The sequence below is a fragment of the Acinetobacter sp. AC1-2 genome (assembly GCF_016124155.1).
Classification (GTDB): domain Bacteria; phylum Pseudomonadota; class Gammaproteobacteria; order Pseudomonadales; family Moraxellaceae; genus Acinetobacter; species Acinetobacter calcoaceticus.
This window is the reverse complement of the sequence record NZ_JABFFO010000001.1, coordinates 1117994-1142521: the sequence shown is the minus strand read 5'-3', so window position 1 is coordinate 1142521 and position 24528 is coordinate 1117994. Positions and strand designations below refer to the sequence as shown.

General features: G+C 37.6%; 19 protein-coding genes. 14 read left to right on the top strand and 5 right to left on the bottom strand.

Features of this window, described 5'->3' with window-relative positions; translation table 11 throughout:
* Nucleotides 1-46: 46 nt before the first annotated feature.
* The gene (locus tag HL290_RS05255) at nt 47-3208 is read right to left on the bottom strand and encodes a multidrug efflux RND transporter permease subunit (RefSeq protein ID WP_198495820.1); all 3162 of its coding nucleotides are present in this window, start codon (nt 3206-3208) and stop codon (nt 47-49) included.
* 217 nt (nt 3209-3425) lie between these two features.
* On the opposite strand from HL290_RS05255, the gene HL290_RS05250 reads away from it, so the two are divergent.
* Together HL290_RS05250 and HL290_RS05245 are read left to right on the top strand one after the other, a co-directional pair.
* Complete coding sequence (locus tag HL290_RS05250; RefSeq protein WP_198495819.1) at nt 3426-5378, top strand: TonB-dependent receptor plug domain-containing protein; 1953 nt, start codon at nt 3426-3428, stop codon at nt 5376-5378.
* 139 nt (nt 5379-5517) lie between these two features.
* Nucleotides 5518-5919 carry a transcriptional repressor gene (locus tag HL290_RS05245; RefSeq protein WP_004642804.1) on the top strand — a complete coding sequence of 134 codons (402 nt, stop codon included), beginning with the start codon at nt 5518-5520 and terminating at the stop codon, nt 5917-5919.
* 60 nt (nt 5920-5979) lie between these two features.
* On the opposite strand, the gene HL290_RS05240 is transcribed toward HL290_RS05245, so the two are convergent.
* Nucleotides 5980-7758, bottom strand: coding sequence for a bifunctional metallophosphatase/5'-nucleotidase (locus tag HL290_RS05240; RefSeq protein ID WP_198495818.1), 1779 nt, complete (start codon nt 7756-7758; stop codon nt 5980-5982).
* 300 nt (nt 7759-8058) lie between these two features.
* Here HL290_RS05240 and ppk1 point away from each other — a divergent pair, with 300 nt between their 5' ends.
* The 9 genes from ppk1 (at nt 8059) to HL290_RS05195 (ending at nt 15920) form a co-directional block, all read left to right on the top strand.
* The gene (gene ppk1 / locus HL290_RS05235) at nt 8059-10134 is read left to right on the top strand and encodes a polyphosphate kinase 1 (protein WP_198495817.1); all 2076 of its coding nucleotides are present in this window, start codon (nt 8059-8061) and stop codon (nt 10132-10134) included.
* Nucleotides 10135-10358: 224 nt separating this feature from the next.
* Nucleotides 10359-10433 (top strand): pyrroloquinoline quinone precursor peptide PqqA, encoded by a 75-nt coding sequence (gene pqqA / locus HL290_RS05230; RefSeq protein WP_001982218.1) that lies wholly within the window; start codon nt 10359-10361, stop codon nt 10431-10433.
* A gap of 75 nt (nt 10434-10508) precedes the next feature.
* On the top strand, nt 10509-11420 hold the full coding sequence (gene pqqB / locus HL290_RS05225) for a pyrroloquinoline quinone biosynthesis protein PqqB (RefSeq protein ID WP_198495816.1): 912 nt from the start codon (nt 10509-10511) through the stop codon (nt 11418-11420).
* A gap of 8 nt (nt 11421-11428) precedes the next feature.
* Nucleotides 11429-12187, top strand: coding sequence for a pyrroloquinoline-quinone synthase PqqC (pqqC, locus tag HL290_RS05220; protein WP_198495815.1), 759 nt, complete (start codon nt 11429-11431; stop codon nt 12185-12187).
* Nucleotides 12184-12468 (top strand): pyrroloquinoline quinone biosynthesis peptide chaperone PqqD, encoded by a 285-nt coding sequence (gene pqqD, locus HL290_RS05215; RefSeq protein WP_004792407.1) that lies wholly within the window; start codon nt 12184-12186, stop codon nt 12466-12468. Before pqqC ends, pqqD begins: the two co-directional genes overlap by 4 nt.
* Nucleotides 12465-13619 carry a pyrroloquinoline quinone biosynthesis protein PqqE gene (gene pqqE / locus HL290_RS05210; RefSeq protein ID WP_198495814.1) on the top strand — a complete coding sequence of 385 codons (1155 nt, stop codon included), beginning with the start codon at nt 12465-12467 and terminating at the stop codon, nt 13617-13619. The genes pqqD and pqqE overlap by 4 nt, the downstream gene beginning before the upstream one ends.
* Before the next feature lie 17 nt (nt 13620-13636).
* Complete coding sequence (locus HL290_RS05205) at nt 13637-14689, top strand: dipeptidase (protein WP_198495813.1); 1053 nt, start codon at nt 13637-13639, stop codon at nt 14687-14689.
* 577 nt (nt 14690-15266) lie between these two features.
* Complete coding sequence (locus HL290_RS05200) at nt 15267-15443, top strand: hypothetical protein (protein WP_198495812.1); 177 nt, start codon at nt 15267-15269, stop codon at nt 15441-15443.
* A gap of 240 nt (nt 15444-15683) precedes the next feature.
* Complete coding sequence (locus HL290_RS05195) at nt 15684-15920, top strand: hypothetical protein (protein ID WP_005040740.1); 237 nt, start codon at nt 15684-15686, stop codon at nt 15918-15920.
* Nucleotides 15921-16003: 83 nt separating this feature from the next.
* Here the strand turns inward: HL290_RS05195 and HL290_RS05190 are convergent, their stop codons facing one another.
* Nucleotides 16004-19111, bottom strand: coding sequence for an efflux RND transporter permease subunit (locus HL290_RS05190; RefSeq protein ID WP_198495811.1), 3108 nt, complete (start codon nt 19109-19111; stop codon nt 16004-16006).
* Nucleotides 19108-20274 carry an efflux RND transporter periplasmic adaptor subunit gene (locus HL290_RS05185; RefSeq protein ID WP_198495810.1) on the bottom strand — a complete coding sequence of 389 codons (1167 nt, stop codon included), beginning with the start codon at nt 20272-20274 and terminating at the stop codon, nt 19108-19110. The genes HL290_RS05190 and HL290_RS05185 overlap by 4 nt, the downstream gene beginning before the upstream one ends.
* Before the next feature lie 143 nt (nt 20275-20417).
* Between HL290_RS05185 and adeR the strand changes: the two genes are divergently transcribed.
* The 3 genes from adeR to HL290_RS05170 all read left to right on the top strand — a co-directional run bounded on the left by adeR (nt 20418) and on the right by HL290_RS05170 (nt 22912).
* Nucleotides 20418-21149, top strand: coding sequence for an efflux system response regulator transcription factor AdeR (gene adeR / locus HL290_RS05180; protein ID WP_017390702.1), 732 nt, complete (start codon nt 20418-20420; stop codon nt 21147-21149).
* Nucleotides 21139-22206, top strand: a complete 1068-nt coding sequence (gene adeS, locus HL290_RS05175) for a two-component sensor histidine kinase AdeS (protein ID WP_198495809.1) — start codon at nt 21139-21141, stop codon at nt 22204-22206. The genes adeR and adeS overlap by 11 nt, the downstream gene beginning before the upstream one ends.
* Before the next feature lie 118 nt (nt 22207-22324).
* Nucleotides 22325-22912: a uracil-DNA glycosylase family protein gene (locus HL290_RS05170; RefSeq protein WP_198495808.1), complete on the top strand. Its 588-nt coding sequence runs from the start codon at nt 22325-22327 to the stop codon at nt 22910-22912.
* A gap of 17 nt (nt 22913-22929) precedes the next feature.
* On the opposite strand, the gene HL290_RS05165 is transcribed toward HL290_RS05170, so the two are convergent.
* Nucleotides 22930-24495 carry a phospholipase D family protein gene (locus HL290_RS05165; protein ID WP_198495807.1) on the bottom strand — a complete coding sequence of 522 codons (1566 nt, stop codon included), beginning with the start codon at nt 24493-24495 and terminating at the stop codon, nt 22930-22932.
* Nucleotides 24496-24528 lie beyond the last annotated feature (33 nt).

Below are 24528 nucleotides of genomic sequence, written 5' to 3'. Positions count from 1 at the left end.
GAATAAAAATGGCAGATTTAATATCTGCCATTTTTTATTTGAATAATTAGAACGAGGTATTATCTTTTTTAATACGGCCGTTAAATTTCAAAGTTCGAGTAAACCTGAGTTTGCTGATAGACCACTGAAAACTTGGCACACTATGAATCATAACAAAGAAAAACACCGTAAATAGCGGTACAAGTAAAGTACCAAACACAACACTTCCAAATACGCTCATGCCAATTTCATAACGGCTAGCAGCGCCTGCACCTGTTGCAAAGATTAAAGGAATAACTCCCGCACCAAAAGCAAGGGAGGTCATCAAAATTGGGCGTAAACGCAACTTTAACGCTTCACTTGCAGCGTCGATTTTACTTTTTCCTTGTTTGAGTGATTGAGTCGCAAACTCCACAATTAGAATTGCATTCTTACAAGACAAGCCAATACCCGTTAATAGGGCAATCTGAAAATAAACATCATTAGGTAAGTTAAAGATCTTGGCAAAAATAATAGTGCCCGTAATTCCTAAAGGTAGACCTAATAAAATGATGAATGGTACTTTCCAACTTTCATATAAAGCTGCCAAACATAAGAAGATAAATAAAATAGAAATGACATATAAAAAGATAGCCTGCCGATTAGACTGCTGCTCTTGTAACGAGAGGCCACTCCAAGCAACGTCTACGCCAGATTGTTTAGCAACCATATCCGTAAGTTCTTGCATTGCCTGGCCTGAACTAAAGCCTGGACTGATATTTGCTTCAAGTTGTATAGCAGCTAATCCCATAAACCGAGTTAAAGCTTCTGGTCCACCAGTCCATTGACTTTGAGCAAAATGGGCGAGGGAAAGCATTCCTCCTGTATTGTTTCGCACATGCCAGTAAGCTAAGTCTTCAGGTTTAGAGCGAAATTCAGAGTCACCTTGCATAATAATTCTTTTAATTCGACCTCTTTCAACAAAATCACCAACATAGTTTCCACCCCAAGCGGTAGATAAAGTTGAACGTATCGCTTGCTGATCAATTCCCAGCATTTTGGCTTTATTTTGATCGAGTTGAATAAATACTTCGGCTTTATCTTCACTCACAAGGGGACTTAGATTTTCAAAGGCCGAATAGTTCCGCGCCTCTTTTTCTAAGGCTTTATATTGTTTGATTAAGTCATCACGTCCTTGACCATTTACATCTCTAAGCCAAAGTTCCAAAGCATCAGACTGTCCTAAACCAGATACACTTGGTGGCATTCCTACCATGACTTTCGCTGGCAAGTTTTTTTGCAAATAAGTTTGAGCACGTTCACGAATAGCACTTGCCGTATTGGCTTCACCTTTACGCCCATTCCAATGTTTGAGCGAAACAAACGCCATACCTAAATTTGGCCCACTTCCTGAAAAATTTTGCCCATTAACTACAAGTACTGTATTAATATTTTTGGATTCATGTTCAAAAAAATAATTATTGACGAGCTTTCCAACTTCTTCGGTCTGACTCATCGAAGCACTATTATGCAAACTATAGGGAACAGCAAGTAGTCCTTGGTCTTCGTTAGGAATAAAGCTTGTAGGCAAGCCACGGTAAATCATAAATAAAATAACCGCTATGCCCACAACTAACAGACTGGAAAAAACTTTGAATTGAATTAGTCGAACGGATAAAAAGCTAAAAGTTGATCTGACTTTTTGAAGAATCAGCTCAAGTGCTTGCCCCCATTTTGGTTTTTTATTGTGCTTTTTTAATAGAACTGCGCACATTGCTGGTGTAATGGTCATTGCAACAAATAGCGATAACAACATAGCTGCTGCTAAAGTAATAGAAAACTGGCGGTAAATCATACCCGTCGAACCACTAAAAAAAGCCATTGGAATAAATACTGCGGTTAATACCAGTGTAATACCAACCAAGGCACCGCTAATCTCTTGCATGGACATTAAACAAGCTTCACGCACGCTAAGCTGTTGTTCATGCATAAGTCGTTCAACATTTTCGACCACGACAATCGTGTCATCCACCAGCAACCCAATGGCTAAAACCAGTGCAAATAGGGTAAGGGTGTTAATACTCATTCCAAATAAATACAACACCACAAATGTGCCACTAATTACAATAGGAACCGTAATGGTTGGAATCAGTGTCGCGCGCCAATTTTGTAAAAAGAGATACATCACAATAACAACAAGTACAATCGCTTCAAGCAAAGTGATAATGACCTGCTTAATTGACTCTTCAATAAATGGTGTGTTGTCTCTTGGATAGACAATTTTATATCCGGCTGGTAAATGCTGGCTAAGCTGAGCCATTTTTTCTTTAATAAGAGCAGAAGTCTCAATTGCATTGGCATCGGGGCTTAGAGATATACCTAGGCCTGCCGATGGATAACCATTAAGCGTATTAATACTTTCATAATTTTCCGCACCTAATTCGACTCTCGCGACATCTTTTAAATAAACAAGGCTTCCATCAATATTTGCTTTAACCACCACCGATTTAAAATCATCTATTGTTTTTAAACGTGAACCTGCTTTTACTTTTGCATAAATATTCTGGTCAGAAGCAGAAGGCATTGCACCAATCGAACCCGCAGCAATTTGGGTATTATAATCTTCGAGGGCCTGTTCAATATCACTCGGCACAAGTTGGTAATTTCTAAGCTGATTTGGATTTAACCAAATTCGCATGGCATAACTCGAACCAAAAACATCAACCTCACCAATTCCTTGTAACTGGCTTAAAGGTTGTTCAAAGTGATTCACCATATAATCAGACAACTCAATATTGCTGGCTTTTCCTGTTTCATCATATAGCCCAACAATAAGCAGCATATCACCCGTGGTTTTCCATATGTTTACGCCTTGTCTTTGAACTTCTTCAGGCAAACGGTTTAACGCAGCATTAATTCGGTTTTGTACTTGTAACTGTGCTTTATCAATATCTGTACCAATTTTAAAGTGAATATCAATGCTACTCGTTCCCGATGATTCACTATAGGACGTAAAGTAAAGCAAATTATCTAGACCTTTGATTTGTTGTTCTAAAATTTGGGTCACGCTTTCTTCTACAGTGTCAGCAGCTGCACCACGGTAGTTTGCAACAACAGTGACACTGGGCGGAGCAAGGTTTGGATACCGTTCAACAGGCATTGCTAAAGTGGCAAAAAAACCAAAAATAAGAATAGTGATTGCAATGACAGAAACAAAGATAGGGTGATATATAAAAAATCGAGAGAGCATTGTTATGTCTACTTTAAGCTTGTTTTAAATAGGTTTTTAGGCACACGAATGTGTAATGGTAACGCTTTTTTACAGCACAAACAATAATGATTATCATTATATAACTAATAATTATTTTTATCTTGATCAGTAAAAGTCATACGTATATGATGCTCGGCACATCATAAATGATAATAATTATCATGTGGTAATCATTATCCAAAACAAGGGCTGAGAAATGACGTTAACTAAAAAGGCGCTGGTGGTCGCCATCTCAACACTGCTTCCGTTCGCCGTTCAAGCAAATACAGATAGTGAACAGCAGGGCAATAACGAACCAGTTCAAAAACTTAAAACTATTGTGGTTTCAGCAGCATTAAAAGAACAAGATGTTGATAAAGCACCCGCATCGATTAGTGTGATCACGAGTGAAGAGATTGAGCGTAGTGCAGCACTTAGTCTTGCTGATGTTTTACAAAAACAAGCTGGGGTTCATAACTACAATAGTGGGCAGGACAAAATTATTATTCGAGGGATGCAAGATACCTCTGGTAGTTACACACTCATCCTACTTAATGGAAAACGGACATCTTCCTTAGGAGCAATGTGGCGAGGCAATGACTTTGACTGGAGTTCTATTCCTTTAAATAGTATCGAACGTATTGAAGTGATTCGTGGGCCGATGTCATCTCTATATGGGTCTGATGCTATGGGTGGGGTAATCAATATCATTACCAAAAAAGCAGAAGATGGGCAGCTTCATGGTTCGATCTTTGGGCAATATAATCGAGCAGATCGTGGCAATGGTAAAGATCAATTTCGTTACGGGTTTAATCTCTTTGGTGGCTTAACAGATAATCTCAGTTTCTCTCTTGCTGGAGATTCTTATAACCGTGATGCATGGTATCGAAATGGTAAACCGGACTCAAATGGGGCTTACTTTGTAGAAAAAGACACTAAGAATCTACACGGTACTTTAAGTTGGGATATCAATGACCAGCAAACTTTAGATCTAGATTTAGGTTATAGCAAAGATAAGCGACCACTGACTCAAGATGCTGCAACCTCTATTCAAGAAGGTGAAGATGAGCGAACCAATTTTGGTATTACTCATCGAGGGAAATGGAGCTGGGGTAAAACAGAAGCTTATATTGGTAAAGAAACAGCTAAAATTTATGACTATGACAGTGAATACAATGCTCCACAAAGTCGTAATTATAAGCAAGAAAATTTACTAGGACGTGCTTTTGCTAACTTTGACTGGCTCATGAATAACACCACTGCTGGTGTGGATTATAAAGACCAGAAAGTGACAGACCCTGTGGGGTATACATCAGGTGGATCTGAACAAAAAAGTTATGGGGTATTTGTTCAGAACGATACCCACATTAACGATGCACTGACATTAACTTTAGGTGGTCGTTATGATGATTTTGACAATTTTGATGGTAAAGCAACTGGTAAAGCATATTTAGCTTATCAACTGGCAGACGGAGTTATTCTTAAAGGTGGTATTGGACAAGCCTACAAAGTCCCTGGGCCATATCAGTTAGATGCAAATTATGAATTAATTTCATGTGGGGGCAGCTGTTTTATTACAGGAAATCCAAATTTAAAACCTGAAGAAAGTACAAATTACGAAGCATCTTTAATCGTTCGAAAACCAAACTGGAATGCTGGTGTTACAGTATTTGAAAATGATGTTGAGAACTTAATTGAACGTGTTTCTAATCCTAATTCTCCAAATCTAATCAAATATCCATATAAATGGGACAATGTTGCTAAAGCAAAACTAAAAGGTGTGGAACTCAACGGAGGATATGACTTTAGTGATGCTGTAGGTATAACTGCTAATGCGACCTATTTAGATGCTAAAAATGAAGTAACAGGTAAAGACCTTACAGAACGCCCTGAATGGTTAATTAATAGCTCACTTTCATGGGCTATTGTTGAAAGTTATCGTATGAATTTAGGTGCAAGCTATGTAGGTAATCAAATGTTGTCTAGTGGTAAAGAGTTACCAGCTTATACAACTTACGATGTCACTTTTACTTCACCACTTTCACCACGTTTAACATTGGACTATGGCGTAAAAAATCTGACCGATGTTGATCTTGAAAATGAAGATGCATCATTCAATACGAAACTCTATGGACGTAATTACTTTGTAAAAGCGACTTATAGTTTCTAAGGTAAAGCTAAGCTCAAAGCCTATTCATAGGGGAATAGGCTTTGCTTTTTTTATAAACAAATACCCATAATTTTCAAGCAAGTATAGACAAAATAATTTTAATAAATCTTATGCTTCTAAACATTCAGGCTAATTAATCATGACGACAACTTCAAAATCATTATTAAACGGACTACCGATAAAAAAATCGAGAATACATGTTTTTGAAATCTTAAATCAGAATCCACAAGGTTTAAGCGCAGACAATATTTATGCTCAAATTAAAAATGAATATAAAATAACGTTAGGAACGATCTATAGAATTTTATCTGAATTTGAAAATCGTAAACTCATCAAAAGAGTATTCTTAGGTAAAAGCAAAAGTATCTACAAAATTAGAAAAGATAAAATGAGCTGTAATCTGATTTGTCTTAAAACATCAGAAGCCTCTAACTTTGAGCATGAGAAAGTTAATGAATTACTTCATGAAGTTATGGAAATTATTTTTGCAAATACTGGAGCAGACATTAGCAGTATTGAGCTTAACCTTTATACTGAATAAAACCTTTATATAGAGAAAAATAAAGGACAGCTTTTGCTGTCCTTTATTCGATGAGTCTTATTATTTAATTACTTTAATTCGAGTTGTAGCTGGAATAATTAACGGCGAGTTCTTAGCGACATAGCTTTCAAGAGCATCAATATCTTGACCACCGCCTACACGGTTTTGGCCTTCTTTTAATACTGTAAAGTTATCGCCACCATCTGCTAAGAAACTATTTACCGTCACACGGTATACTTTACTGTCAACCAACGGTGAACCAGCAACCATGATGTTACTTGCTCGCGGTGAAACAGAAGTATTTGCTGCATATTCATAAGTGAATTCTTTAGATGGCTGTAAAATTCTAGCTGAATTTGCATTTGCACCAGACCATTGTTGTTCAAGTACATCTCTAATCTGTTTGCCAGTCAAGCTCAAAGTCACAATAGAGTTACCAAAGGGTTGAACCGCAAACACATCGCCAAAGGTAATCTGGTTACTACTGTTAATCAGTAGGTCTGCACGTACACCACCTGGGTTCATGAGTGTAAAGTCAGAGCCTTGGTTACTTGCTTTTAAGGCAGCCGCTTGCTGAGCATCGGCAATCATAATACCGAGCGGACTTTCACCACTCTCGACTTGAGTACGACTTACAACCGCTGTTGCAGTTCCAACCACACGACTTGAAATGGTGGTCACAGCTTGGCGGTACTTATCTAAAATAGCCTCAATGCTTGGGGTTTTGCTAAATTTTTGATAGAGATCTGTAAGGCTTACAGTGGTTGTTCCAGATGTGTAGGCTTCACTTTGTATAGGAACCTGTTTGGCATCCTTTTTAATCACATCACCAGTTTTACCATCAAGCTCAACCTTGATATCAGTAATAAGCGTGCCATATTGTCCAGCTGAGGTAAGCAAGAACGGTTTTGCCGGATTTTTTGTAGAATATTCACAGATATAAGATTGATGCGTATGCCCCGAAACAACAATATCAACTGCCGGATTTAATTTATCTAAAATACCTACGATCGGGCCGCTTAAGCCGTCACAAGTTTTTTCATTAAACTTAGTACTCGGAGCTGCGCCTTCATGTACCACAACTACAATTGCTTCAATTCCTTGTTTTTGTAACTCAGGAATTAAAGCATTTACCGTATCAGCTTCATCACGGAATTCCACATCTTTAATACCCGCCGCTGAAACAATACTCGGCGTCGCTTTAAGGGTTAAACCAATAAATGCGACTGGAATACCGCCGTAAGTTTTGATTTTATAGGCAGGAAAGATCGTTTTGCTCGCATCATTTTTCATTGCTACGTTAGCTGCAAGAAAATCAAATTTTGCACCGCTAAAGTTTTTATTAATTTGGCAAGGTGCAGTGCTGGTATATTGCTGACATCCACCGTTTTTTAAGCGGCGTAATTCATCTGTACCACGGTCAAATTCATGATTACCCACAGCATTAAAGTCAATTTGAATATCATTCATTACTTCAATGGTCGGTTCATCTAAAAATAAAGAAGAGGTCAGAGGAGAGGCACTAATTAAATCGCCTGCCGAAACCACTGCATTATTTGGATTTTCTGCTTTAAGTTTTTTAATTGCATCAGCAAAGTAACTTACCCCACCAACAGGAATACGAACAGATTGAGCAGCATCGTTTGGATTTGGTGCTTCGACATAACGCTTAGGTGGCTCAAGATTTCCGTGAAAGTCATTAAAAGCTAAAATATTTACGGTCTGATTGCTTCTTTGGGCAGGTGGTGCTGTGTCGTTATCATCGTCATTACATCCAGCCAACAACGTTACTGCCAGAGAAAGTGTTGTTACTTTAAATAGTGTTGTTAAATTTTTCATTTTTTATCATTTGATCAATTATGACGGATAAAAAAATACGCTTTTAGTGTGAATATTTGATGAAAAATGAATATAACTACAGATAGAGTGATTTTAAAAAATTAGTGCTAAAATTATTTATAAGCTTCTAGTAAGGAAGTAAATAAATAAAGTGCTTAAAATAAATGCTGATTCTAAATTTTTTCATAAATAATTCATTAATTTGCAATAAAACATCTACAAAATATAGGTGAGTAAAATCGGTTTTTAAATTTCTCTTTTTTATTCATTTTAACTTTTTTCCAAGTATAAGAGTCAATAATGACATCATTGCCCACTTTATCTAGCTCAACCCAGCATAATTTAGAAACTTATATTAATAGAGAACTGTCCTTATTAGAGTTCCATAAGCGAGTGCTTGCTCAAGCAAAAGATATTGAACATCCCTTGCTTGAACGCTTAAATTTTTTAATTATTTTTTCACGCAATCTGGATGAGTTTTTTGAAATTCGTGTAGCAAGTCTAATTCAACAAATTAGCCTAATGAGTCAAGCAACTGGCCCAGAAGGACTGCCATTAGTAGAAGTATTAAAACAAATTTCAAAAAATGTGCATGAGGCAGTTGAAGAACAATATAAAATTTTAAATTATACATTGTTGCCGCAACTACAAGGCTATGGTATTCATTTTATTCAACATGCTGACATATTGGAAAAACATAAAGAATGGATTAAAGAATACTTTTTTAAAGAAGTACAACCTGTCATTACTCCAATTAGTCTTGATCCAGCACATCCATTTCCACGATTGGTCAATAAAAGTCTTAATTTTATTGTTACCTTAGAAGGCAAAGATGCTTTTGGCCGTCAGATTGATTTAGGCATTGTGCCAGCCCCACGCTCATTACCAAGACTTGTTAAAATTCCGGAACATATTTCCAGTGGTGCCGAGCATTACATTCTTTTATCAGCCATTATCCATCAACATATTTCAGATTTATTCCCTGGTATGAAAGCAACGGGGTGTTATCAATTTCGCGTAACACGAAATGCTGATTTAACCGTATCTGAAGATGTAGAAGATTTAGCGGAAGCTTTAAAAGGTGAGTTATCTTCACGTCGCTTTGGGCAAGCTGTCCGTCTCGAAGTAGGCAAAAAATGTCCTGCCGACATTGCAAATTATTTATTGGAACAATTTGATTTAGATGCTGAACATCTTTATTACGTAGATGGTCCTGTCAATTTAGCCCGTTTTATTTCGAATTTTGATTTGCAAGATCTACGCTATAAACCCTACCAACAGGTTTTACCTCAGCTTCTTTATAATAAGAAACCGATTTTTAGTGTATTAAAAGCAGGGGATGTTTTACTACATCATCCATTTGACTCTTTTGCACCTGTTATTAAGTTTCTTAGAGAAGCGGCACAAGATCCAAATGTATTGGCAATTAAACAAACGCTGTATCGGAGTGGCGCAAATTCTGAAATAGTTCAACTTCTTGCAGAAGCTGCTCGCAACGGAAAAGAAGTTACTGCTGTTATTGAGTTACGCGCACGCTTTGACGAAGAGTCCAATATTGAAGTTGCTAACGTACTACAAGAAGCTGGTGCTGTCGTCGTTTATGGAATTGTGGGTTATAAAACTCACGCCAAGATGATTTTAGTTGTTCGTCGTGAACAAGATAAAATCAAAAGATATGTACACCTAGGTACAGGCAATTACCATGCCGTGAATGCCAAGATTTATACAGATTTTGGTTTACTTACGAGTGATATTGAAATCTGTGAAGATGTGCATAAAATTTTCCAAGAACTCACTGGTATGGGCAAAATGGCAAAGCTTAAAAAACTATTCCATGCACCTTTTACCTTACATTCACAATTGCTTGAGTTAATTGATCAAGAAACTAAAAACAGCCTCGCAGGCAAAAAAGCCCACATTATAATTAAAGTGAATGCACTCACTGAACCACAGCTAATCAGTGCACTTTATAAGGCATCACAAGCAGGCGTAGAAATTGATTTAATTATTCGTTCGATTTGCTGCTTAAGACCACAAGTTACGGGTTTATCCGAAAATATTCGTGTACGCTCAATTGTTGGTCGTTATTTAGAACATACTCGCGTTTATTATTTTTATAATGATGGTAATACAAAAGTTTATTGTGCGAGTGCTGACTGGATGGGTCGTAACTTGTTCTCTCGTATAGAAACGTGTTTCCCTATTGAAGATAAAAAATTAAAGAAACAAATCATAGAAGATGGTTTAAATAATTATTTAAAAGACAATCGTCAAGCTTGGGAATTACAAGCAGATGGTACATGGGTGCAATGCCAGCCTAAACGTGGACAGCAACTTTATATTGCACAACAACATTTAATGAATTTGTCTGGGTAAAACAGTAGACACAACAGTATTTTAAACTGTTGTGTCTTTTTAGAAGTTTATTTGAATATGTTCGAAATATTAAAATTTGGACAAAAAACACAATTATCGAACAATATCTTAGCTAGAGGTTGTCTACAAACCCCAATTTTTTATTTAGAATAAATTTTTAATTGCCTTATAAGATTTAATCAAGTGATTAATTTCACAAGATTAATATGAACCGGAGATAATTTATGCAATGGACTAAACCCGCTTTCACTGATTTACGCATTGGTTTTGAAGTTACAATGTACTTCGAAGCACGTTAATCAGCTTCATCCAAATATGTCATAAGCCCTAGTCTTGTTCTAGGGCTTATCTCTTTCTAATAAGATATTAATTTTATGTATATTTATGTTTTAGGTTCAGCTGCTGGAGGCGGGTTCCCGCAGTGGAATTGTAATTGCCCGAATTGCCATGGTGTGCGCACAGGTACAATCCTAGCCAAACCCCGTACTCAATCATCAATTGCGGTTTCAGAAAACGGCGTAGACTGGGTTTTATTAAACGCATCACCTGATATTCGTCAGCAGCTTTTCGAATTTAAAGCAGCTCAACCAGCTCGTAAATTGCGTGATACAGGAATAACGAGCGTTATTTTAATGGACAGTCAGTTAGACCATACGACTGGGCTTTTAACCTTACGTGAAGGTTGCCCAATGAATGTGTGGTGTACAGAAATGGTCCACCAAGATTTAACGAGCGGCTTTCCAGTTTTTAATATGCTCAAACACTGGAATGGTGGTCTTCAATATCACGAGATTAACCCTAAACAAGCTTTTAAAATTGATGGTTTTGAAAATTTAGAGTTTTTACCACTCATTATTAAAAGTGCTGCACCACCATATTCGCCACATCGCAATGACCCACATGACGGCGACAACATTGCCTTAATTATCAAAGACCATAAAACACAAAAACAGTTATTTTACGCACCAGGTCTTGGAAAAATTGATGATCACATCATGCAGATTATGCAGAGTTCAGACTGCGTCATGATTGATGGAACACTTTGGACAGATGATGAAATGCAACAAACAGGGGTTGGTAAAAAAACTGGCCGTGAAATGGGGCATTTATATATTAGTGGCGAAGGTGGTTCGCTGTCTTATCTAAATCAGCTGAGTACACCTAAAAAAGTGCTTATTCACATTAACAATACCAATCCAATTTTAAATGAAAACTCTAGCCAGTTTGCTGAACTTAAAGCAAACAATGTAGAAGTTGCCTATGACGGCATGCAGATTGAACTCTAAGGTGAACCATGACTCAAACACCTGAAGCTTTAACAACAGAGCAATTCAAACAAGCGATTATTGATAAAGGCCAGTATTATCATATCTATCATCCATTTCATGTGATGATGTATGAAGGTAAAGCCACCCAGCAACAAATTCAGGCTTGGGTTGCAAACCGCTATTACTATCAAATTAATATTCCGCTCAAAGATGCAGCCATTATGGCAAATTGCCCCAACCAACGAGTCCGTCAAGAATGGATTCAACGCATGATCGATCAAGATGGTGAATATCCAGATGGCGGTGGTCGAGAAGCATGGTTACGGTTAGCCGAAGCTGTGGGCTTGAGTCGTGAACAAGTGATTTCTGAAGAACTGGTATTACCAGGTGTTCGTTTTGCCGTAGATGCCTATGTGAACTTCGCACGTCGTGCCTCATGGCGTGAAGCGGCAAGTAGTTCTTTAACTGAGTTGTTTGCTCCGAAAATTCATCAATCACGTCTAGAGTCGTGGCCACAGCACTACCCATGGATTGATGATAAAGGCTATGAGTATTTCCGTTCACGCTTAAGTCAGGCACGCCGTGACGTTGAACATGGCTTAACGATTACGCTTGATTCATTTACGACTCATGAGCAACAAGAACGAATGCTTGAAATATTGCAGTTTAAGCTGGATATTTTATGGAGCATTTTAGATGCTTTAACACTTGCATATGTTCACAATGAAGCACCATATCACAGTGTGACTAGCAAACGGGTTTGGCACAAAGGACTATTTAAATGAATAAAGAGCAGTTTGATTTAAACCTTGTGCCGACATGGCGACAAGGTTACCGTTTTCAGTTCGAGCCAGCTCAAAATGGTTTTGTGATTTTATATCCGGAAGGCATGATAAAGCTAAATGAAAGTGCGGGGGCAATCGGACAATATATTGATGGGCAGCAGAATGTTTCTGCAATTATTGCTCAGTTAAAGCAAAAATTTGGTGATATTGCTGAAATTGATCAAGATGTAGTGGACTACATGCTGGTCGCAAAGCAACAACACTGGATTGATTTAGTATGACAGAAGGTGTTGGCCTACCTTTATGGTTACTAGCGGAGCTCACGTATCGCTGTCCACTACAATGTCCATATTGCTCAAACCCATTGGACTACGCTCAGCATAAAAATGAATTGACGACCCAAGAGTGGTTTGATGTTTTTGATCAGGCACGTCAGATGGGAGCTGTCCAACTTGGTTTTTCTGGCGGTGAACCACTGGTACGTCAGGATTTAGAACAACTCGTTGCACATGCTCATCAAAAAGGGTTTTATACCAACTTAATTACCTCGGGAATGGGCCTTACCGAACAACGTATTGCCGATCTAAAACAAGCAGGGTTAGATCACATTCAAGTGAGCTTTCAAGCTAGTGATCCTGTGGTAAATGATGCCTTGGCAGGTTCAAAACATGCTTTTGAACAAAAGTATGAAATGTGCCGACTGGTTAAAAAATATGATTATCCAATGGTGCTCAATTTTGTAATTCATCGACATAACATTGACCAGATTGAACAAATTATTGAACTTTGCCTAGAGCTCAATGCAGACACAGTCGAGTTAGCAATTTGTCAGTTTTACGGTTGGGCTTTTTTAAACCGCCAAGGTTTGCTACCAACACAAGAACAACTGATACGTGCCGAACGTATTACCAATGAATATCGAGAAAAATTAAAAGCGCAAAATCATCCCTGCAAACTCATTTTTGTAGTGCCTGATTATTATGAAGAACGTCCAAAAGCTTGTATGAATGGCTGGGGTAAAATCTTCTTTACAGTTGCTCCAGATGGTATGGCGCTGCCTTGCCATGCAGCACGGCAATTACCAATTTCGTTTCCAAACGTCCGTGAACATACATTGTCAGATATCTGGTACAAATCAACTGGATTCAATCATTTCCGTGGCGATGCATGGATGCCAGAAGGCTGCCGCAGTTGCCCCGATAAAGATCGTGACTTTGGCGGATGTCGCTGTCAGGCGTATATGTTGACCGGAGATGCTGCTAATGCTGATCCTGTATGTGGAAAATCGCCGTATCATCAAATTATTGAGCAAGCACGCACAGAAAGTCATGTAGTAGCTCCACTACAACAACTTGTTTTTCGGAACAGTAGAAACTCTAAATCTTTAAGTGCTACACAAAATATTCCAGTCCACACGATTACAGATAAATAGCAAGCAGCGGGAATCCCATGAAGCCTAGCCATATTCCAGTTTTTGATGGACATAATGATGCATTAACGCGTTTATGGCTAAGTGATCATGCAGATCCTGTACATGCTTTTCTGCACGAACGTTTAGCAGGTCATCTTGACTTAAAACGCTGCCAGCAAGCAGGCTTTGTTGGTGGAATGTTTGCCATTTTTTTACCTCCATTTAGCTATGTTCAACAACATCATCCCAATAAATTATTTGATCAAAATGCTTCTGATTTTACCCAGCAGCAAATTGAGCAGATTTGTTTAGAACAATTCGATTTAGCTCACAAACTCGCGCAGCGTTCTACGGACATTCAAATTTGCACATCAGTTCAGGATATTCAGAGTTGTGCAGACACGCAGAAACTGGGCATTGTGCTGCATATGGAAGGTGCAGAAGCTTTACAGCAAAACTCCGATTTACTTGATGTATTTTATGATAAAGGTCTACGTAGTATCGGCCCACTTTGGAATAGGCCCAGTCGGTTTGGACATGGTTTAAATGCTAAGTTTCCTCACTCACCCGACACAGGAGCTGGTCTTACCCAAGACGGCAAAGCCTTTATAAAGCGATGTGCTGATAAAAAAATGGTGATTGATGTTTCACATATGAATGAACAAGCTTTTTGGAATACGGTAGATATATTGCAGCAGCCAATTGTAGCAACGCACTCAAATGCGCACGCTTTATGTGCTCAAGCACGCAACTTAACTGACTCGCAGCTTAAAGCAATCCGAGAAAGTAAAGGTATGGTAGGCGTAAATTTTGATGTCGCTTTTTTACGGTCGGATGGGCAACGTAATGCGGATACATCCATCGATGTAATTTTAGACCATCTAGATTATTTGATAGATCGACTTGGCGAAGAACATGTTGGTTTTGGTTCCGATTTTGATGGTGCACTCATCGGGACTGAGCTTGAAGATGTTATGGGCTTACATAAACTTATTCATCGCATGCAACAGCGAGCCTACTCAAGCGAACTCATTGAAAAACTATGTTTTACGAATTGGATAAACGTGCTTTATCGGATTCTGGGTGAATAGTTTTAGAGCTAAACGTATTGAACATAACTAATTATTTGCGTTTTTTGATTGGCTGAAATGACTAAAAAAAATACAAATGGTTTAATTGTCAACCGTTCGGTAAATTCACTAAACTCAACCTTACTGAATGTAAGAACATTTAGTATTTCAGGTCTTTTGTGGTTTTCACATTACCCATTTCTTCATGAGAAGTAGAAATGGGTTTTTTCTTATCCAAATTATATAAACGTGATTTCCATCACAATAACTACTAATTATTGGTAAAACCCTTCAATCCCATCTTGACTAAAAGTTCAGCATTAAATACATTTATAGTGTATTTAAAGATAATAAGATTGTTTTAAAGCAATTCATAATACTGCTTAATCCTGAAATACAGTAAAAGCCTATTCAAAAACAGAATAGGCTTTTTACTTTGTATCAAAATTTATTTTTTTAACTATTAAGGTATTTAATTAACATAAAAATTAAATACCTTACAAAAGCGGAGCAAATGAAAGCCGTTAAATAACAAATTATGTGCTATTAATTTAAGCTGATTTTTCAAAAAATACTCCGTTAATCGAAGAGGTGCAAAATGTTAAAGTCAATTATAGTATTGGGAACAGGTATTGCGATTGGGATGTGTATGTACAAGAAAAAGCAAAAAAATAGTAAGAGTTTTAACACAGATAGCGATACTGACTCAGTGATTAGTAAAGACAGTGCTAAAAATCAAGATGATGGCCAGCTTGATAACGCTGTAAAAGTTTAGAGTTAAATAAAAAGGGGTTCAGATAATGAACCCTTTAATTTTTATTAAAAATAAAAGTAATAATTATTTTGAATAGATTAACTTAAATATAATATTTAAATTAAATAATCACTCAACTATTCATTTAATTATTATAAAAGTATGATTAAAATAAAAAAACACTTTCATTATTAAAATTTACATATTGTATCAAAGGAGTCTTTATTATTATCGATGCGAATAATAAAAATGGAGACTAGAATGTCAAAGCGCCATATTTTAAAAGAAGTAAATGCTAAAAGTATGTGTGGTATGGAAATTGTGGTTGAACAAATTTATGAAAATATTGATGAGAAAAGCTTTGTCGAAGCTGGAATAGAGCAAAACTGGTTGCCACTTTCTAAAATTGTGATTTCTGATAAGGTCATTAATTTAGATCAAGATAATACCTTTGCTCATCCAAGAACAGGCAAGGTCTTTAAAGTCCTTAACTCCTAATCGATTCTTACTTCTCTAGTACAGTTTTATATTTCTAAGTTATTGAGGCGAAACACAGATAAGTTTCGCCTCAATGCATTTCACTAAGAGCTAATTTTCTTCTTAGAGAAGAATTTTTCTGCTGCTCCCAACACAAATATAAAGAATACTGGGACAAAAAAGATTGCCAGAATAGTGGCAGATATCATCCCTCCAAATACACCTGTACCTAGCGCATGTTGAGTTTCTGAACTCGCCCCACTTGCAATCACCAATGGAATCACACCACAAGTGAAGGCAAGGGAAGTCATTAGAATTGGGCGTAAGCGTAATTTCGCTGCTGCAACGGCTGCTTCAACTAAACTCATTCCTTCTTCTTTGAGCATTTTTGCGAACTCAACAATTAAGATCGCATTTTTGGCAGATAGACCAATAATGGTAATTAGACCAATTTTGAAGAAAATATCATTTGGTATTTCTCTTAAAATAATGGCTAAAATTGCACCAAAGATTCCTAAAGGAACAACCAGCATAACTGACAACGGAATTGACCAACTTTCATAAAGTGCAGCTAACACTAAAAACACGACCAACATCGATAAAGCAATAAGAAATACCATTTGAGATTCAGACTGTTTTTCCTGTAAAGAAATACCTGTCCACTCATAACCGATTCCTTGAGGAAGCTTGGCAATCAGTTTTTCCATTTCTCGCATCGCATCGCCAGAAGATACACCCATGTTAGGAACACCAGCGATACTTAATGAAGGACGGCCATTGTAGCGATTATATTGCTGCGGCAACTTATTCCACTGCGGACTAACAACTTCAGATAGAGAAACCAGTTGTCCATTTGCACCAGCAACTTTCAAACTTAAAATATCTTTTAAGTGCATTCGCGATTTTGCATTGGCTTGAACAATAACTTGCTGCATTCGTCCTTGGTTCGGAAAATCATTGATATACATTGACCCCATTGAAGTCGAAATAATATCTGAAACGGAAGCAAAGCTTACACCTAGAGCACTTAACTTCTCACGGTCTATTTTCAAGCTAATATTGTCACCTTCGGGCAAACCTTCAGGATAAACCATATAAAACTTTTTGTTTTGAGCAGCCATTTCCATAAGTTTTTCTTGTGCAGAAATTAAGGCAGGCATTCCTAAATTTGCTTTGTCTTGTAAGCGCAAGCTAAAGCCTGAAGATGTACCTAATTCATCAATGGCAGGAGGAAGTACAGACATCGTTGTACCTTCTTTACTATTCGCCATTTCTGCATTAATGAAGTTTGTATAGTCGGTCGTGGATTTATCACGTTCACCAAAATCTTTTAAGGTTGTAAAAGCGAGTGCTACGTTTTGTCCAGCGCCACTAAATCCCCAGCCCATAATTGAAATATTACTTTTTACATCTGACCGCTCGTTTAAATGGTCTTCAAATTCTTTGACGATTTTCTGAGTTCGTTCAGCTGTTGCATCGGATGGTAACTGGAATGAAGTCAAAAACCAGCCCTGATCTTCTTCAGGCATAAAAGCAGTTGGCCAATATTTCATTCCTGCAAAAGTTAGTCCCGTAATCACCACAAAAATGATTAAAGTCGGAATAGTATGTTTAACGACTTTAAGTAGAAGAACTTCATATTTTTTTGTGACTTTGTCAAAGCTACGATCAAACCATGCATAAAACCCTTTCTTTTGATGATGTGCATCAATCGGTTTTAATAAGGTTGCGCAAAGAGCAGGTGTGAGAGTGAGTGCTAAAAATGCCGAGAATAAAATTGAAACCGACATGGTAATAGTAAACTGGCGATAAATAATGCCGACCGAACCGCTCGCCAAAGCCATGGGTAAAAACACTGCTGCCAACACCAAAGTAATACCAATAATCGGGCTAGTAATTTCGGTCATGGCCTTTGAAGTTGCTTCTTTAGGCGCTAAACTTTCGGTTGCCATAATCCGTTCGACGTTTTCGACCACGACAATAGCATCATCAACAATAATCCCGATCGCAAGCACCATACCAAACATGGTTAACACATTAATTGAGTAACCCGTCAAAAGCATGATGGTAAAGGTACCAAGCAGGGCAATTGGAGCCACAATCGCAGGAATTAAGGTATAGCGAACATTATGAAGAAATAGATACATCACAATAAAAACCAAAACCATGGCTTCAATTAATGTATGAACTACTTTTTCTATCGAAATTTTAACAAAAGGCGCAGTATCGTATGGAACACTAAATTGCATACCTTCGGGTAAATTTACTTTTAATTCTTCGAGTTTCTGTTTGACACCTTCCGCTGTTTTTACCGCATTTGCACCAGGGCTAAGTTGAACCGCCGCAGCAGTTGCAGGTTTGCCATTTTCTAAAATGGCAAAGTTATATGACTGAGCACCCATTTCTACATCGGCCACATCAGACAGCTTAATATTGGCACCACTAATATTGCTCTTTAGACTAATATTTTTGAACTGCTCAACATTTTCAAGCTGTCCTTGAGCTGACAAAGGGATGGTAATTAATTGACCGTTAATTAAAGGCCTATCGCCAAGCCGACCCGGTGCAATATCAATATTATTGTTGCGAATCGCATTGTTTACATCGCTTATTGATAATCCATAAGAGACTAACTTGTTTGGATCTACCCAAATCCGCATTGCTTTCTCAGCACCGAAGGACTGAATTTTTCCAACACCTTCAACACGTTTAAGCTCTTCAACCACATTACGAACCAGATAGTCGCTCAAATCTACTTCTGAATAGCGGTGATTAGGTGAATTTAAGCCTACAAGCATTAAAAAGCCTGATGAAGATGCTTCTACAGATAAACCTTGTTGACGAACCACTTGCGGTAAGCGCGCTTCAACCGCTTTAATTTTATTCTGTACATCGACTTGAGCCATATCGACATCGGTACCGGGTTTAAAAGTGGCGGTAATTTCAGCAGTACCAGATGAATCGGTTGTGGCGCTATAGTAGAGTAGGTTTTTTACTCCTGACATTTCCCGTTCAATGAGGGTAATCACACTATCATTAATAGTTTTTGGAGTAGCCCCCGGATAGCTTGCTGTAATGTTAACCTCAGGTGGTGCAACACTCGGAAAGCGGGCAATAGGTAACTTTGGAATACTGAGTACACCAAATAAAATAATAAAAATCGCAATGACCCATGCAAAAATAGGACGGCGAATAAAGAATTGAGACATCATTTCGTGTCTCCTTGCTTCGCCGTATTTTCTGCTGAAGCTGCTTTCCATACGGAAATCGCCAGCTTCTGGTTTGGCTGAATGCGCTCTATACCTTCAACAACAACTTTGTCGCCAGCTTTAAGCCCTTTATTGATGAGATAAAATTGCTCATATTGTTGCCCCAATTCTACAGCGCGAACATCTGCACCACTTTTAGCATTTACCACGTAGACTTGCGGATCGCCGTTCATATTGCGCTGAATTGCTTGCTCTGGAACGAGTAAAGCCTGAGGAACCGAAGCACGTTCAATAGTGACGCGCACATACATACCCGGAAGTAATTTTCTTTCAGAGTTATTTACTTCAATACGAATGGTGACATCACCAGTCTCTGGATCAACATTAATGTCTTCAAAAAGCATTTTTGCCGAGACGTTATAGGGTTGTCCTAAACTATTTAGAATCTGCACATCTTTTTGATTGTTGGCAGATAGCTCTCCACTTTGTAAAGCTGCCTGTAAACGCTCATATTCACCAATAGACTGTTTTACATCGACATACACACGATCAATTTGTTGAATTGTAGCCATAGTATTGCTATCACCTTGGCTAACTAATGCACCTTCAGTCACAAATGATTTACCAATACGTCCTGAAATCGGTGCTCGCACTGTCGCGTACCGTAAATTAAGATTTTGGCGAGCCAACAAAGCTTTCATTTGGGCAACATCTGCAATCGCTTGTCGATATTGCGCTTCGGCGTTACTCACTTCTTGCTTACTAATTGCGTTACTTGGTAAAAGTTGCTGATAGCGTTCGAGTTGTATTTTTAAACGATTAACTTCAGCTTCAGCTTTATTTAGCCCAGCTCGATTACTATTTACATCTGCCTCAAATGTCTCTGAGTTTATTTTATATAGCGGTTGCCCAGCTTTAACTTCACTACCTTGAGCAAATAAAACTTTTTCGATAATGCCACCAACTTGAGGGCGAATTTCGGCAGTCCTGAAAGCTTGAACGCGTGCAGGTAAGTTTTCGCTAAAATTAATCGGCTGCGGTTGAACTGAAATAACGGTAACTTTAGCTGTAGATACCTGTGTTTGATCACTTGCTTGTTCTGTCCCACAACCATGCAACACAAGACTGAAAGATAAAACGAATGGAACTAAAAAATGCTTTTGCACTTTTATAACACCTAATGGACTTCTAGATGCTGACATTATTTTTGATGTGTGTGTAACGAAAATCACGAATATGTGGAAAAAGTGTGGAGATTTATCAAAAAATACGCGTATGATAAATCAAATTTTTCTCACGTTTTATTCATATGTTCGAGCCAAGCTTTACATTCAACTGTCAGGATAAGCTTATTCTTGTCGTAGAAGATGAATATGATATTGGCGATATTATTGAACATTATCTTAAGCGCGAAGGCATGCGTGTTGTACGGGCGATGAATGGTAAGCAGGCGATTGAAATACATGCAACGCAGCCCATTGATCTGGTCATACTCGATATCAAAATGCCCGAATTGAGTGGATGGGAAGTCCTGAATAAAATTCGGCAAAAAGCAGCTACACCTGTAATTATGCTGACTGCTTTAGATCAAGAAATCGATAAAGTCATGGCTTTACGAATTGGTGCGGATGATTTTGTAGTAAAACCATTTAACCCAAATGAAGTGGTCGCACGTGTACAAGCAGTATTACGACGTACTCAACAAAATCAGCAAACGCCTAACCGAAATCTGATTTATAAAAATATTGAAGTGAATACAGAAATTCATACAGCCTATATTTATTCGGATGACAAACAACAAGCACTTAATTTAACTCTGACTGAATACAAAATTTTGTTGTTGATGTTACCTCATCCTCATAAAGTTTTTACCCGCTCTGAACTGATGAATCAATGCTTACCAGATCGAGATGCATTAGAACGCACGGTCGATAGCCACGTCAGTAAGCTACGAAAGAAAATAGAAGATCTGGGCTTACACAATATGCTCATTAATGTTCGCGGTGTAGGTTATAGGCTGGACAATCCTCATGAAAAATAAAACGGGCATTAGTAAACAACTTATTATTGCACTGAGCTTTACCAGTCTAAGTGTTACGTTGAGTTCGCTTATTTTAGGCTACGGCACCTATTATATTGCAATCGAAGTGGGTCTTATTTCTCTTGAAAAACTCAAAGAAAGTGATGAGTTTTTCCACTATTTAGATGGCATATGGTTATTTGCCGTGCTTCTGTTTGGCACAGCATTATCAATTATTTTAGGCATAAAGCTTGCTCAACGTTTTATTGTGCCTATTAATCTATTAGCAGATGCAGCAAAAAAAATTAGCCATGGGGATTTAACTGCACGAGTAGAAAAACCGACACATCATTCTTCTGAAATTGCTGAGCTCATGGATAATTTTAATGATATGGCTCAAAAACTCGAAACCTCAGTTGAAAACGCTCATGTCTGGAATGCTGCAATTGCACATGAGTTACGAACTCCAGTCACTATTTTACAGGGCAGGTTACAGGGGATTATTGATGGTGTTTTTGAAGCAGATCCGATCTTATTTAAGAACTTACTTAATCAAGTTGAAGGTCTGTCAAATCTAGTTGAAGACTTACGTACATTAAGCCTTTTTGAAAACCAACAGCTTAGACTTAACCTCGAAACGATTCTTTTTAATGAAACTGCTCACAAAGTCGTGCACATGTTTCAAGAAAAATTAGAAAAAGCTCAGCTTAAAGTCATTTTTGACATTCAAGCGCCAGAGGTTAAGTGTGATCAAAGGCGTATAGAACAAGTTTTAATTGCTTTACTTGATAATGCTACCCGATATGCAAATCCGGGGAAACTACTTGTTTCAACAAGACAAGACCATTCTAACTGGATTCTTGAAATAGAAGATGAAGGGCCGGGCATTTCAGCGGAGCATCGTAAAGATTTATTTAACCCTTTCTTTAGGTTAGAACAATCAAGAAATAAAGAGTTAGGCGGTACTGGCTTGGGGCTTTCAGTTGTACAAGCCCTTGTTATTGCCCATAAAGGTCAGGTCGATTATCTCAATCAACATTCACATAGTATTTTTAAAATAAGCATTCCTCAAGAATGATGGCTGAAGTGGCCTCCCTTAACGATTTAATGAAGAGAAATTGCATTTCTTGACTCGTGATTAACTCGAAAATAGGTTAAATTTATTTATAAAATTTTTAATTAAATACTGATTTTTTATGACAATTGAGATAGAAACACATCCACTTGAACCATTTTTACCCGAAAATGCCCGTTTATTAATGTTAGGTAGTTTTCCACCACCACGTAATAAATGGAAGATGGATTTTTACTATCCAAATTTCCAAAATGACATGTGGCGTATTTTCGGTCTGATCTTTTTCCAAGACAAAACCTACTTTTTAAGTGAAAACCAGAAAAATTTTAATGAAGAACGTATTCGAAATTTCTTGATTGAAACAGGTATTGCAATCTTTGATACGGCTTACCAAATTAAGCGATTGAAGGGGAATGCCGCAGATAAGTTTCTTGAAATAGTAACGCCAACAGATCTTACTGTGTTACTTCAGCAGATTCCTCTATGTCAGACCATCATGACTACAGGTGATAAAGCGACTGATACTTTAATTTCTGTTTTACCAGAGCATACTGAAAAACCACTTATAGGAACATCTACATCAACTCGCTTTGTAGGGCGAGATATTAATTTATACCGCTTACCATCCTCTTCTAGAGCTTATCCATTGGCATTAGAGAAAAAAGCAGAGGCTTATCAAAATTTTTTTAAAGAGATTGGTATCTTATAAATAAAATTGAAGTGCTGTTACATCATCCATTCAACTGGCAAATATGAAACGGCTTTAATCATTGTACGTTGGAAAAGGCTCGTATCGGGGTCTTTTTCATATTCAATAACTTTTCCATTAGATTGATAATCTAACCAAATAATTTTTCCTTCACTATTTAACTTAAGCTGATAAGCAACTTGTGGTAAATGCTGATCAAGCATCACCGAAACTTGAGCCTGTAATTGACTCGACTCAATCACAAGCCCAACTTCAGTATTTAAGTAAGTCGAACGCGGATCAAAATTAAATGATCCAATAAATACTTTACCGTCTACGTCAAAGAACTTGGCATGTAAACTTGATTTATTTTTGCCTTTTGCCGGGATCACACTTCCAGTTACAACCTCATACCATGTTCTACGTCTACGTTCTAAAAATGGTTTAAACTCAAATAGTTCAACACCACTTTTTAGCATTTCAACTCGATATTGACTATAAAATGCATGCACAATCGCCACATCATTTGCAGCAAAAGAATTGGTTAAAACCCTGACTTTAACTCCTTGTACCTTTAGCTGTTTTAAATAATACGCGCCCTGTTGTGTAGGAACAAAATAAGCAGAAGCTAATTCTATATGCTGCTTTGGTTCACCCATAATCTTCATGACTTGCCCATAAAGCATTTCTTCCTTAGAGGCCACTCCTAAGATTTTTTTAGGTGAATCTGCAACAAAATACGCTTTTGACCATTGAATGGGATAGTGCTCTAAAAGTTCTTTTAAATAGCTTTGAGCATCGTAAAGCTTATCTTCTGTTTGAGTATGATTTTCACTTTCATGAATTAAATCATGATAGTGCTGTCGTAACGATTGTAAGTGGTGGACAGCACAAGTTCCGATAAGCTCAGTAGCATCTTGGCTTAGCTCGCTTTGCCAGAAATCATTAAAGACAGTCTGAGCATGCTGTACCGTGTGTCCATAAAATAAAATATCTAGGTCAGTAAATTGAAACTTACTACTTGCATCAAAATATTCACTACTGATATTTCGACCACCTGTTACGGCAATCGCTCCATCTGCAATAATTAATTTATTATGCATGCGATGGTTTACTTTTTTGAAACGAAAAATATAGTCTAAAATTCTTAAATATCTAAATTTATATGGATTAAATAATCGAATTTCAAAATTAGGATGGTGGAGAAGGCTTCTTAGAACTCCATCAAGCTTTACTCCATTTTGATCATCGATGAGTAAGCGGATTTTTACGCCACGATCTGCCGCCGTTAGTAACTCATGCAGCATTAAGTTTCCAACAAAATCGTTTGTCCAAATATAATATTGTAAATCGATTTTTTCTTTTGCATTTCTAATGAGATACATGCGAGAAGCAATGCTAATAAAGGCATCGTCTAATGCCACAAAAGCAGTTAATCCTTGTTCTGTTTTTTCTGTAGCTTGCTCATCATTCAACCAATTAAAGCTATTCGTCACTGTATCATTCTCATTAGGATCGTATGTATCTGTATAAGAGGGTAAATCAGTAAAGCCCCAAGCACTTGAAGCTATAGTACTGTACTGCTGATATAGCTGATTGATCATGTAAGCATTTAATCTGCATCCAAGTTAAACCTA

Coding starts and splice junctions, on each gene's coding strand:
- HL290_RS05255 (WP_198495820.1), bottom strand. CDS start 3,208: ATGCTCTCTCGATTTTTTATATATCACCCTATCTTTGTTTCTGTCATT.
- HL290_RS05250 (WP_198495819.1), top strand. CDS start 3,426: ATGACGTTAACTAAAAAGGCGCTGGTGGTCGCCATCTCAACACTGCTT.
- HL290_RS05245 (WP_004642804.1), top strand. CDS start 5,518: ATGACGACAACTTCAAAATCATTATTAAACGGACTACCGATAAAAAAA.
- HL290_RS05240 (WP_198495818.1), bottom strand. CDS start 7,758: ATGAAAAATTTAACAACACTATTTAAAGTAACAACACTTTCTCTGGCA.
- ppk1 (WP_198495817.1), top strand. CDS start 8,059: ATGACATCATTGCCCACTTTATCTAGCTCAACCCAGCATAATTTAGAA.
- pqqB (WP_198495816.1), top strand. CDS start 10,509: ATGTATATTTATGTTTTAGGTTCAGCTGCTGGAGGCGGGTTCCCGCAG.
- pqqC (WP_198495815.1), top strand. CDS start 11,429: ATGACTCAAACACCTGAAGCTTTAACAACAGAGCAATTCAAACAAGCG.
- pqqD (WP_004792407.1), top strand. CDS start 12,184: ATGAATAAAGAGCAGTTTGATTTAAACCTTGTGCCGACATGGCGACAA.
- pqqE (WP_198495814.1), top strand. CDS start 12,465: ATGACAGAAGGTGTTGGCCTACCTTTATGGTTACTAGCGGAGCTCACG.
- HL290_RS05205 (WP_198495813.1), top strand. CDS start 13,637: ATGAAGCCTAGCCATATTCCAGTTTTTGATGGACATAATGATGCATTA.
- HL290_RS05200 (WP_198495812.1), top strand. CDS start 15,267: ATGTTAAAGTCAATTATAGTATTGGGAACAGGTATTGCGATTGGGATG.
- HL290_RS05195 (WP_005040740.1), top strand. CDS start 15,684: ATGTCAAAGCGCCATATTTTAAAAGAAGTAAATGCTAAAAGTATGTGT.
- HL290_RS05190 (WP_198495811.1), bottom strand. CDS start 19,111: ATGATGTCTCAATTCTTTATTCGCCGTCCTATTTTTGCATGGGTCATT.
- adeR (WP_017390702.1), top strand. CDS start 20,418: ATGTTCGAGCCAAGCTTTACATTCAACTGTCAGGATAAGCTTATTCTT.
- adeS (WP_198495809.1), top strand. CDS start 21,139: ATGAAAAATAAAACGGGCATTAGTAAACAACTTATTATTGCACTGAGC.
- HL290_RS05170 (WP_198495808.1), top strand. CDS start 22,325: ATGACAATTGAGATAGAAACACATCCACTTGAACCATTTTTACCCGAA.
- HL290_RS05165 (WP_198495807.1), bottom strand. CDS start 24,495: ATGATCAATCAGCTATATCAGCAGTACAGTACTATAGCTTCAAGTGCT.